The following is a 9,863-nucleotide window of genomic DNA, read 5'->3' as shown; positions in this document are numbered from 1 at the left end:
CGCCGGCGAGATGAGGAATGCGACGGGCATGCTGTTCGGGCGACGCCATCCGGAAAAGTTTGGATCGAAGCTTCGTACGCTGCTTTGGCCGCGCCGCTCGTTCTCGCGCTCGTTCCGTTACCTGCAGAAGCGTGTTCTGCGGCTCAATGCGACGCCGCACGCCATTGCCGCCGGCTTCGCCGCGGGGGTCTTTTCATCCTTCACACCCTTCATCGGCTTCCACTTCCTGCTCGCCTTCGCGCTCGCCTATGTGGTCGCCGGCAACATGGCGTCGGCGGCGCTCGGAACGGCGGTCGGCAACCCGCTGAGCTTTCCGTTCATCTGGGGCGCGACCTATGAAATCGGGCAGTTCTTCCTGACCTCGCGGACGATCGATGGAACGGCGCCCTCGGGGATTGGCCGCGCCTTGACGCATATGGATTTCGCCTCGATCTGGACGCCCATCGTCAAGCCGATGCTCGTCGGCGGGATTCCCCTCGGCACCGCTGCCGGGTTGCTGGCATACGGGCTGGTGTTCGCCGCGGCGCGCAGCTTTCAAAAACACCGCACGCGGCGCATTCTGGAAGGGCGGCCGCCGGCCAGACCACTTCGGGGTGCCGAGAAGGCTCAACGCTCGGTCACGGCGGGGGGAAGCCTGCGCACCTCCGACGAAGTTTAACAATTCAGTGCATTGCTCCGGTGAAAGCGAGCCGATAGAAGGCGCCGAGCGACGTTTTGCGGCGCGAAACGGCAATGAAGGGCAGGGCATGGTCGACGAGGCCGAACGGGCGGAACAAGGCGGCGGCTTCGGCGAAACCGTCAAGGTCATCGTGCAGGCGCTGCTTTTGGCGCTGATCATCCGCACGTTCCTGTTCCAGCCATTCTCGATTCCCTCCGGCTCGATGATGCCGACGCTTTTGGTGGGCGACTACCTCTTCGTCTCCAAATGGAGCTACGGCTTCTCGAAATATTCGATCCCGTTCTCGCCGCCGCTGTTCGAGGGCCGGTTGCTCGGCTCCGCGCCGGATCGGGGCGATGTCGTCGTCTTCCGCAAGCCACGCGAGGAGGACACCGATTATATCAAGCGGTTGATCGGTCTGCCGGGCGATCGCATCCAGGTCCGCGATGGCGTGCTCTCCATCAACGGCAAACCGGTACCGCGCGAAGTGGTGGGCGAGTTCGTCGCCGACGACGGCACCGCCGTGCCGCAATATCGCGAGACGCTGCCCAATGGCGTCTCCTATCTGACGCTTGATCTCAGCCCGAGCTCGGCCGGCGACAACACCCGCGAATTCGTGGTGCCGGACGGGCATTATTTCATGATGGGTGACAACCGCGACAACTCGCTGGATAGCCGGTTCGACGTCGGTTACGTTCCCTTCGAGAATTTGGTCGGCAAGGCGCAGGTGATCTTCTTCTCCGTCCAGGATGACGTGTCGCCGCTCGAAATCTGGAAATGGCCGACGGATTTGCGTCCGAGCCGCATTCTGACATGGCTAAGCTGAAAGCCGACAAGTCGCTCGACGAGCTCGAACGCCGGCTCGGCATTCGATTTCGCGAGCGCGCGCGGTTCGAGCGCGCGCTCACCCATTCGAGCCTGCGGCCCTCCGGTGGCAACGACCGCAGCTACGAGCGGCTGGAATTTCTCGGCGATCGGGTGCTCGGCCTTGTGATCGCCGAAAAGCTGTTCGAAATGTTTCCCAGTGCCGACGAAGGCGAGCTGTCGTTGCGGCTGAATTCCCTGGTCAGCGCCGAGACCTGCGCCGAAATCGCCGATGAACTCGGACTCTACGAATTCGTCCGACATGGCGGCGATCTGAAGAAGCTGAAGGGCGAGCGGACGCGGAGCATCCGCGCCGATCTCGTCGAGTCGCTGATCGCGGCGATCTATCTCGGCGAAGGGCTGGAGACGGCGCGCGGCTTCATCATCGCCCATTGGGCGGGGCGTCTCGATGACGCGGGAAGCGCCCGGCGCGATCCGAAGACGGCGCTGCAGGAATGGGCCCATACCCGCGGGCCGGAGACACCGCGCTACGACATCGTGGAACGGTCCGGCCCCGACCACGATCCGGTGTTCACCGTCCGCGTCACCGTCCCCGGTGTCGAGACGGCGGACGGCCAAGGACGCTCGAAGCGAATTGCCGAACAGGAGGCCGCCACCGCGGTCCTTATCCGCGAATCTGTCTGGAAGGACGACAATTGACCGACCAAGACGATCAGACCCAAGATACCGCGGTCCCGGCCGAGGGCGCTCTTGCGCCGACCCGCTCGGGCTTCGTGGCGCTGCTCGGCGCGCCCAATGCCGGCAAGTCGACGCTGGTCAATCAGCTCGTCGGCACCAAGGTTTCGATCGTCACCCACAAGGTGCAGACGACACGGGCGCTGGTGCGTGGCATCGCCATCCGCGACCGCACCCAGATCGTCTTCGTCGACACGCCGGGCGTGTTCGCGCCGAAACGGCGGCTCGACCGGGCGATGGTGCGGACCGCCTGGTCCGGTGCCAGGGACGCCGACATCGTGCTCGCTATCATCGATGCCGACCGGGGCATCAGCGAGGACGTGGAGACGATCCTGGAGCGGCTGAAAACCGTCGATCAGCCGAAGGTGCTCTTGCTCAACAAGGTCGATCGCATGAAGCGCGACCGCCTGCTGGGGTTGACCAAGGAGATTTCGGAGCGCGGCGATTTCGCCGAGATCTTCATGATCTCGGCGCTCAACGGCTCGGGTTGCGACGATCTGATGACCTATCTGGCCCGCGCGCTGCCGGAAGGCCCGTGGTATTATCCCGAAGACCAGATCACCGATCTGCCGCTACGCCAGCTCGCGGCCGAGATCACCCGCGAAAAGCTCTTCCTGCGACTGCATCAGGAACTGCCCTATTCGTCCCATGTCGAGACCGAATTGTGGGAAGCGCGCAAGGACGGGTCGGTGCGTATCGAGCAGACCATCTATGTCGAGCGCGACAGTCAGAAGCGTATCGTCATCGGCCACAATGGCGAGACCATCAAGGCGATCGGCCAGGCGGCGCGCAAGGAGATCATGGAGGCGGCCGACCAGACGGTCCACCTGTTCCTTTTCGTCAAGGTCCGCGAAAACTGGGGCGATGACCCGGAGCGCTATCGCGAGATGGGGCTGACTTTCGAGAAATAGTCGGCGCGACGCCGCACATCGGATCGCCATCGGATTTCGGGTGCTATCCGATCCGGCGCGTCGGCGCCGGTCCAAGCGGGAAGGGACGCGGTTTCCCATGGAATGGCGTGAGGATGCGATCGTGTTGGGCGTGCGCCGGCATGGCGAGACCAGCGTCATCGCCGAGGTGATGACCCGTGAGCGCGGCCGCCATCTCGGTCTCGTGCGCGGCGGGCGCTCGCGCAAGCAGCAGCCGATGCTCCAACCCGGCAATTCCGTCGCCATCCATTGGCGCGCTCGTCTCGACGAGCATATGGGCATCTTCCTCATCGAACCGCTGGAACTGCGCGCGGCGCGGCTGATGGAAAACGGCATCGGCCTCAACGGCGTCCAGCTCGTCGCGGCGCATCTGCGCCTGCTCGCCGAACGCGACCCGCACGCCCGCCTCTATGACGGGCTGGCGGTGATCGTCGATCATTTGGACGAGCCGGACAAGGCGGCGGAATTGATGCTGCGGTTCGAGATCGCGCTGCTGGAAGAACTCGGCTTCGGCCTTGACCTGGAGCGCTGCGCGGCGACCGGGCGGCGGGACGATCTCGTCTATGTCTCGCCGAAGACTGGCCGGGCGGTTAGCCGGGACGCCGGCAAGCCCTGGCGCGACAAACTCTTGCCGCTCCCCGGGTTCCTCATTGAAAGCGACACGGCGTGCGACCCGCAAAGCCTCGTCGACGGGTTTCGCATGACCGGCTATTTCCTCTCGCGGCATGTGTTCGAGCCGCGCGGCCTTGCCGAGCCGCTCTCCCGAGCAGGGTTCCTGGCCGCCATCGAGAAAATCCGCGCCCGAACAAACGCCTGATCGAACGCCGTCTTATGCCGGCAGCAATTCGCGCTCCACCGGCGCCTCACGGATCGGCCAGTGGACGACCGCCGCGATCAGGCCAAGGATGACGCCGAGCCACCAGACCGGATCGTAGGAGCCCATCGCGACGTAGAGATAGCCGCCGAGCCAGACGCCGAGAAACGAGCCGATCTGGTGCGACAAGAAGACCAGCCCGCCGAGCAGTCCCAGATAGCGGGTGCCGAACATGATCGCCACGAGCGCATTGGTCGGCGGCACCGTCGACAACCACAACAGCCCCATCACCGTGGAGAAGACGACGACCGTCGCCGGCGTCTGGGGCGTCAGCAGGAAGATGGTCACCGCGATCGAGCGGCCGATATAGATCAGCGCGAGGAAATGCGGCTTGGAATAGCGCTGGCCGATCAGGCCCGAGCCGATCGAGCCGATGATGTTGAAGAAGCCGATCAGGGAGAGCGCCGTCACCGCCCAGACCGGCGCCATGCCGAGGTCGGCGATATAGGCCGGAAAATGCGCGGTGATGAAGGCGACCTGAAAGCCGCAGACGAAGAAGCCGGTGGTCAAAAGCAGATAGCTCTTGGTCGCGAAAGCCTCGCGCAGCGCCGCGCCCATGGTCTGCTCCACCTCCGCCTGGAGGTTGCCGGAGGTGCGGCTGTTGCCGCGCAAAGCATAAGCGAACAGCGGCACCAGCAGCATCATGGCCGACAGGATGAGCAGTGAATCGGACCAGCCATAGCTGTCGATCAGTGCCTGGCTGAGTGGCGCGAACAGGAACATGCCGGCCGAGCCCGCGGCCGTGCCGAGGCCGAAGACGAAGGAGCGCTGCTCGGGCGTCACCCGCCGCGCGAAGGCCGCCAGCACGATACCGAATGAGCCGGCGGCGACGCCAAGCCCGACAAGGACGCCGGAACCGATGGTCAGCCAGAACGGCGTCGGGGCGATGGCGGTGACGCCGAGCCCGACGGCGTAGAGAAACCCTGATAGAATCAGCACCCTGCCGGTGCCGAATCGGTCAGCGATGGCGCCGAAGATCGGTTGCCCGGCGCCCCAGAACAGGTTCTGGATGGCGATCGCGATGGCGAAATCCTCGCGGCTCCAGCCATGCTCGGCGAGCATCGGAATCTGGAAGAAGCCGATTGCCGAGCGGGGGCCGAAGGTCAACAGCGCGATGGCGCAACCAGCGGCGATCGCGATCCATGGCCTCGTCGCTCCCCTGGTGGTCGATGTGGTCGCGCTCATGCTTCCGGTCTCCGGGTTCGGCACTTAGAGCGTTAGCATCCGGATCGAGCCTGAGGGAAACGCGTTTCGGTGATCGGTGCGATCACCGGAGGGAATGCGGGCGGTCCCCGGCGAATTGGCCGTGGGTCGATCTTGCAACGTAATTACGTTGTGATAACTTCGCTGTTATGGAAATTCGTCTTGTTCAGATCGGAAACTCGCGCGGCTTACGCCTTCCCAAGAGCGTGATCGATGCCGTGGGGCTAACCGACAGGGCCGATCTTGCGATCGAGGACGGTGCCTTGGTCATACGGCCGCGGTCCCAGTCTTCGCGGAGTGGCTGGGCAGGCGCCTTCGGGAAACGGGGAGCCGACATTTCCGACGAGGATGCGACGTGGCTGGAAGCTGATCTCGATTGGGACAATGCCGATTGAGCGCGGTTATCCACGCCGTGGAGAGGTCTGGCTCGTGACTCTTGATCCGACCGTTGGTTCCGAGATTCGAAAGACGCGACCGGCGGTGGTGGTATCCCCGGATGAAATGAACGGCGCGTTGTCGACGGCGATCGTCTGTCCGCTGACACCGCGGCTGCGGGGATGGCCGACGCGTATCGCCGTGACCTTCGATGGCCGTGACGGCGAAATCGCGGCGGACCAGATCCGAGCGGTCGATCATCGCCGGCTTGCCACGCGTCTCGGCACCCTCAGCGAAACGGATGCGCGTTCGCTCCAGGAGCGGCTCGTTCAAATGTTCGCTTTCGTTTGATTCGTCTCCATCATGGTTGGAACGCGGTTAAGCCTTCCACCGGAGGCCTCGGGTCGCTAAAAGATCCGCGACAGCCGAGGAGGGGCGCTTGCAGTTGTTCGAACGGATCGCGCCGCTACGTGCCGCGCTGAAGGCGCATCGCCTCGCCGGCGAGACGATCGGTGTCGTGCCAACCATGGGCTATCTGCACGCCGGGCATCTGAAGCTGGTCGAGCGGGCGGTGGCCGAGAACGACCGGGTCGTGGTCACCATCTTCGTCAACCCGACGCAGTTCGGTCCGAACGAGGATCTTGACGCCTATCCCCGCGATATCGAGAGCGATTTGGCGCAACTCGCGAATTTCCCGGTCGACTACGTCTTCGCGCCGCCCGTTGATGAGATGTATGGCCGGCCGATGCAGGCCTTCGTGGACCTGAAGCCGCTCGGCGACATCCTGATCGGCGAATTGCGCCCCGGCCATTTCCGGGGCGTGGCGACGGTCGTCACCAAGCTGTTCAACATCGTCCAGCCGGACCGGGCCTATTTCGGCGAGAAGGACTATCAGCAACTGACGATCATCCGGCGGATGGTCGCCGATCTGGAAATGCCGATCGAGATCGTCGCCGTGCCGACGGTGCGTGAAGCCGACGGTCTTGCCCTGTCGTCGCGCAATGTGCGCCTGTCGCCGGAGGAGCGCACAGCCGCGACGGTCCTGGCAAGCGCTCTCGACGAGGGCGAGAGATTGGTCGTTGGCGGCGAGCGCGATGCGGCGACGGTTCTCTCAGCCGTTCGGGTGATCATCGAAGCCGAGCCCCGCGCCGGTCTGCAGTCTCTCGATCTTCGCGACGCGGCGACGCTCGACGCCGTCGATCGGATCGGCGATCGGCCGGTGGTCCTGTTGGTCACGGCGCGGTTCGGCGAGGTGCTGTTGATCGATCAGCGCGTGGCCGCGCAGAAGAGCCGATCCGCCCAAACGGGAGAATGCGCATGAGTTCGCCGATCCGCACGACGCGCCTGACGGCACCGGAACTGCGTTCTCGCAAAGGTGCGACGCCGATCGTCGCCGTCACCGCCTACAACACGATCATGGCACGGCTCGTCGATCCGCATGTGGATTGCATCCTCGTCGGCGATAGCCTGGCGATGGTCGAGCACGGCATGGGGTCGACGCTCGGCGCGTCGCTGGAGCTGATGATCGCCCATGGGCGGGCGGTGATGGCCGGCGCGTCCAAGGCGCTCGTCGTCGTCGACATGCCGTTCGGCAGCTACGAAGCGAGCCCGTCGGACGCCTTCCGCGCGGCCGCGCGGGTGATGGCGGAGACCGGCTGCGGCGCGGTCAAGCTCGAAGGCGGCAGCCGCATAGCCGGAACAATCGCATTTCTGGCCGAGCGTGGGATTCCGGTGATGGCCCATGTCGGGCTGACACCCCAGTCGGTGAACGCCCTCGGCGGCTTTCGCACGCAGGGGCATGACGAAGCTGGCCGCGACCGGATTCTGGCCGACGCGCGGGCGGTCAGCGAGGCGGGCGCCTTTTCCGTCGTGCTGGAGGGCATCGTCGAGCCTTTGGCCGAGGCGATCACGCGGGATATCGCTGCGCCGACCATCGGGATCGGCGCAGCGGCGGCCTGCGACGGACAGATCCTCGTGCTGGAGGACATGCTGGGCCTGACCGAACGGGCGCCGCGCTTCGTCAAGCGCTACGCGGCCCTTGGCGAGGCTGTGGGCCAGGCGGTATCGAACTATGCCGAGGAGGTTCGGTCGCGGGACTTTCCCGGGCCGGAGCACGTCTATCGGCCGCGGGGCTGAGGCAGGCTTTCTTCCGCGACCACCGGCGCTAACGGCGGGACTCTGCCGCTAAAGCGTCAGCGGCAGAACGAAGGGCGTGCCGGAGAAGGCGTCTTCGCCCCGGCCGATCGCATGGATCGCCGCGACCATCCGGCCGCCGCGTTCGAGCTTCTCGTCGGCCAGTGCGACCAGCCGCCGGTTGGGCGTCGCGGACGGGGCACGCCGCCGCAACTCCTGCGCCAGCGCGGCTTCCTCGAGGTCCGGATTGATCGCCAGCGCCATGATGAAGGCGGCGGCGGTGGAGCGGCTGATTCCCGCCCAGCAATGGATCGCCAGCGGCTTTTCCCGGTTCCAACGTCGCCCGAAGACGAGCAATTCGTCGATATGGCCCTGCGACGGCGCGATCATCCCCTCGACCGGCTCGGCGATGTCGTTGAAGCCGAGAAACAGATGACGCTCGGCGACAATGCCCGTCGGCCGAGGCACCGCCGTATCGGCATTGATCAGCGTCACGAGATCGAGCGCGCCGTGCTGGGCGACGGTGGCGGGCAGCTCGGCGAGGGAAGAGACCACGAGATAGGACATGCGCGGACATTATGTCCGGTGCCGTCGCGCTGTCACCCCCGCCTGACCGCTTTGCTGACAATCGACGTCGTCGCCGCGACTTCAGTATCGAGTTCGGCGAATCGCTGAAGGAAGGCCGCCTCCGTCGCCGCCGTCGCCACCGGCGTGAAATCCTCCGCGTCGAGGCGCGCTGCTCCAGGCTTGCCGAAGAACGCCGCCGCTTCGTGCGCTTCGAAGCCGGCGAGCAGTGTCGCCTCGAAATAGGCCGAGATCCGGTCGGCGGCCTTGATCGCCTTCTCGATCGGGGCGGGAAGCCTCGCCGGCAGGCCGAAGCGCAGATGCACCGCCGCCTGGAGCCGCTTTTCGACCAGCTTGTAGTCGCCGCCCATGACGCTCTTGAACGGCGAGATCATGTCGCCGATGACATATTCCGGACCATCATGGAGAAGGGCCGCCAACCGCCAGCGCGGGTCGCTTTCTCCTCGCGCCACGATCGCTTCGACGATCAGAGAATGCTGCGCGACGGAGAAGGCGTGATCGCCGCGCGTCTGGCCGTTCCAGCGGGCGACGCGGGCGAGGCCGTGGGCAATGTCCTCGATCTCGACGTCGAGCGGCGAGGGGTCGAGCAGATCGAGCCGGCGGCCCGACAGCATCCGTTGCCAGACGCGCTTCGGCTTGGGTCCGATTCGGCTCATGCTTCGGTCCCGGTCCCGGACGCGGCCTGGTTCGGCTCCGGCAGGGAAAAGCCCGCCCAGGGCGGGATCGTCGCCGTCAGCGGGACTCCGTCGGAAGACAGCTTTTCGCCCTTCGCCAACATGTCCGCCAGCCGGTCGATCCGGACGAAGCCGAATCCGTCCGCACCGGTCGTCGCCAGCACCGTTCCCACGGTCTTGCCGCCGGCCTCGATATTAGCGCCGGGGGTCAGATGCCGTTCGCCGGACAAGAGCATCAGGCGCCGCCGCGCGGTGCCGCGATGCTGCATCCGCGAGACCACTTCCTGGCCGACGAAGCAGCCCTTCTTGAAGGAGACGCCGCCGTTCTGATCGAGCAGCACGTCGTGAGGAAAGACATCGGAGCCGGGATAGTCGGTCTCGGCTTCGGCGACGCCGCTTCTGACGCGAAGCGCGTGATAGTCGTCCGGGCCCGCCGCTTGGATCCCTGCCGGCGCGTTGCCATAGCGACGGGCGACGTCTCCCTCCGGGAAGCGCCGGTCGACGAAGGAGCCGGCGAGGGCGGCATTTGCCTCGCCCCACAGCGCGAATACCGGCGTCGCTTCCGGCTCGATCGCGACCTTGCTGCGCAGGCGATACAATCCGAGACGCTTGGTCAGACCCGCCGCCGCGGCCAGGGCGTAGTCGAGGCGGTAGCCGCCGTCGATTCGTCCGATCAAAAATTCGAACAGGATCTTGCCCTGCGGTGTCAAAAGCGCCGAGGGCCGCATCTCCTCCGCGCCGAGCTGGTCGAGGTCGGCGGTGACCAGCGTCTGAAGAAAGTGATCGGCATCGTCCCCGGTGACGGCGAGAACGGTCCGCTCCGGCAATTGGGCGTAAGGCATGGGCGGCTCGCTTGTGTGATCCAGCTCAGT

12 protein-coding genes are annotated in these 9,863 nt (G+C 65.5%); 8 read left to right on the top strand and 4 right to left on the bottom strand.

All coding sequences use genetic code 11. The features are described from left to right. The first annotated feature begins 28 nt into the window (after positions 1–28). The 5 genes from VQ044_RS10310 to recO all read left to right on the top strand — a co-directional run bounded on the left by VQ044_RS10310 (position 29) and on the right by recO (position 3,964). Positions 29–658 carry a DUF2062 domain-containing protein gene (locus VQ044_RS10310; RefSeq protein ID WP_331829168.1) on the top strand — a complete coding sequence of 210 codons (630 nt, stop codon included), beginning with the start codon at positions 29–31 and terminating at the stop codon, positions 656–658. Positions 659–746: 88 nt separating this feature from the next. Continuing rightward, on the top strand, positions 747–1,484 hold the full coding sequence (gene lepB / locus VQ044_RS10305) for a signal peptidase I (RefSeq protein WP_327624842.1): 738 nt from the start codon (positions 747–749) through the stop codon (positions 1,482–1,484). Further along, on the top strand, positions 1,472–2,182 hold the full coding sequence (gene rnc / locus VQ044_RS10300; RefSeq protein WP_327624841.1) for a ribonuclease III: 711 nt from the start codon (positions 1,472–1,474) through the stop codon (positions 2,180–2,182). Before lepB ends, rnc begins: the two co-directional genes overlap by 13 nt. Beyond that, positions 2,179–3,129 (top strand): GTPase Era, encoded by a 951-nt coding sequence (era, locus tag VQ044_RS10295; RefSeq protein WP_327647341.1) that lies wholly within the window; start codon positions 2,179–2,181, stop codon positions 3,127–3,129. Before rnc ends, era begins: the two co-directional genes overlap by 4 nt. 97 nt (positions 3,130–3,226) lie before the next feature. Next, positions 3,227–3,964 carry a DNA repair protein RecO gene (recO, locus tag VQ044_RS10290; protein ID WP_327647339.1) on the top strand — a complete coding sequence of 246 codons (738 nt, stop codon included), beginning with the start codon at positions 3,227–3,229 and terminating at the stop codon, positions 3,962–3,964. A gap of 12 nt (positions 3,965–3,976) precedes the next feature. On the opposite strand, the gene VQ044_RS10285 is transcribed toward recO, so the two are convergent. Next, positions 3,977–5,206, bottom strand: coding sequence for an MFS transporter (locus VQ044_RS10285; RefSeq protein WP_327647338.1), 1,230 nt, complete (start codon positions 5,204–5,206; stop codon positions 3,977–3,979). A gap of 366 nt (positions 5,207–5,572) precedes the next feature. Between VQ044_RS10285 and VQ044_RS10280 the strand changes: the two genes are divergently transcribed. From VQ044_RS10280 to panB, 3 genes are all read left to right on the top strand, one after another. After that, the gene (locus tag VQ044_RS10280; protein ID WP_327647337.1) at positions 5,573–5,950 is read left to right on the top strand and encodes a type II toxin-antitoxin system PemK/MazF family toxin; all 378 of its coding nucleotides are present in this window, start codon (positions 5,573–5,575) and stop codon (positions 5,948–5,950) included. Between the two features lie 88 nt (positions 5,951–6,038). After that, complete coding sequence (gene panC / locus VQ044_RS10275) at positions 6,039–6,920, top strand: pantoate--beta-alanine ligase (protein WP_327624835.1); 882 nt, start codon at positions 6,039–6,041, stop codon at positions 6,918–6,920. Further along, positions 6,917–7,735, top strand: coding sequence for a 3-methyl-2-oxobutanoate hydroxymethyltransferase (panB, locus tag VQ044_RS10270; RefSeq protein ID WP_327647335.1), 819 nt, complete (start codon positions 6,917–6,919; stop codon positions 7,733–7,735). Before panC ends, panB begins: the two co-directional genes overlap by 4 nt. A 48-nt stretch (positions 7,736–7,783) precedes the next feature. Here panB and VQ044_RS10265 read toward each other — a convergent pair whose 3' ends face one another. The 3 genes from VQ044_RS10265 to ygfZ are packed head-to-tail and all read right to left on the bottom strand — an operon-like array spanning position 7,784 to position 9,833. Beyond that, complete coding sequence (locus tag VQ044_RS10265; protein WP_327647334.1) at positions 7,784–8,299, bottom strand: tyrosine phosphatase family protein; 516 nt, start codon at positions 8,297–8,299, stop codon at positions 7,784–7,786. Between the two features lie 32 nt (positions 8,300–8,331). Continuing rightward, positions 8,332–8,973 (bottom strand): HD family hydrolase, encoded by a 642-nt coding sequence (locus tag VQ044_RS10260; RefSeq protein ID WP_327647333.1) that lies wholly within the window; start codon positions 8,971–8,973, stop codon positions 8,332–8,334. Next, the gene (gene ygfZ / locus VQ044_RS10255; RefSeq protein ID WP_327647332.1) at positions 8,970–9,833 is read right to left on the bottom strand and encodes a CAF17-like 4Fe-4S cluster assembly/insertion protein YgfZ; all 864 of its coding nucleotides are present in this window, start codon (positions 9,831–9,833) and stop codon (positions 8,970–8,972) included. Before ygfZ ends, VQ044_RS10260 begins: the two co-directional genes overlap by 4 nt. Between the last annotated feature and the right edge of the window lie 30 nt (positions 9,834–9,863).

The organism is Aurantimonas sp. C2-5-R2 (assembly GCF_036549495.1).
In the GTDB taxonomy this organism is placed as follows: domain Bacteria; phylum Pseudomonadota; class Alphaproteobacteria; order Rhizobiales; family Rhizobiaceae; genus Aurantimonas; species Aurantimonas coralicida_A.
This window is presented reverse-complemented; position numbering and strand designations above follow the sequence as displayed.

Excerpts from the sequence above, each read along its gene's own strand:
- VQ044_RS10310 (WP_331829168.1), top strand. The coding sequence starts at position 29 with ATGCTGTTCGGGCGACGCCATCCGGAAAAGTTTGGATCGAAGCTTCGT.
- lepB (WP_327624842.1), top strand. The coding sequence starts at position 747 with ATGGTCGACGAGGCCGAACGGGCGGAACAAGGCGGCGGCTTCGGCGAA.
- rnc (WP_327624841.1), top strand. The coding sequence starts at position 1,472 with ATGGCTAAGCTGAAAGCCGACAAGTCGCTCGACGAGCTCGAACGCCGG.
- recO (WP_327647339.1), top strand. The coding sequence starts at position 3,227 with ATGGAATGGCGTGAGGATGCGATCGTGTTGGGCGTGCGCCGGCATGGC.
- VQ044_RS10285 (WP_327647338.1), bottom strand. The coding sequence starts at position 5,206 with ATGAGCGCGACCACATCGACCACCAGGGGAGCGACGAGGCCATGGATC.
- VQ044_RS10280 (WP_327647337.1), top strand. The coding sequence starts at position 5,573 with ATGCGACGTGGCTGGAAGCTGATCTCGATTGGGACAATGCCGATTGAG.
- panB (WP_327647335.1), top strand. The coding sequence starts at position 6,917 with ATGAGTTCGCCGATCCGCACGACGCGCCTGACGGCACCGGAACTGCGT.
- VQ044_RS10265 (WP_327647334.1), bottom strand. The coding sequence starts at position 8,299 with ATGTCCTATCTCGTGGTCTCTTCCCTCGCCGAGCTGCCCGCCACCGTC.
- VQ044_RS10260 (WP_327647333.1), bottom strand. The coding sequence starts at position 8,973 with ATGAGCCGAATCGGACCCAAGCCGAAGCGCGTCTGGCAACGGATGCTG.
- ygfZ (WP_327647332.1), bottom strand. The coding sequence starts at position 9,833 with ATGCCTTACGCCCAATTGCCGGAGCGGACCGTTCTCGCCGTCACCGGG.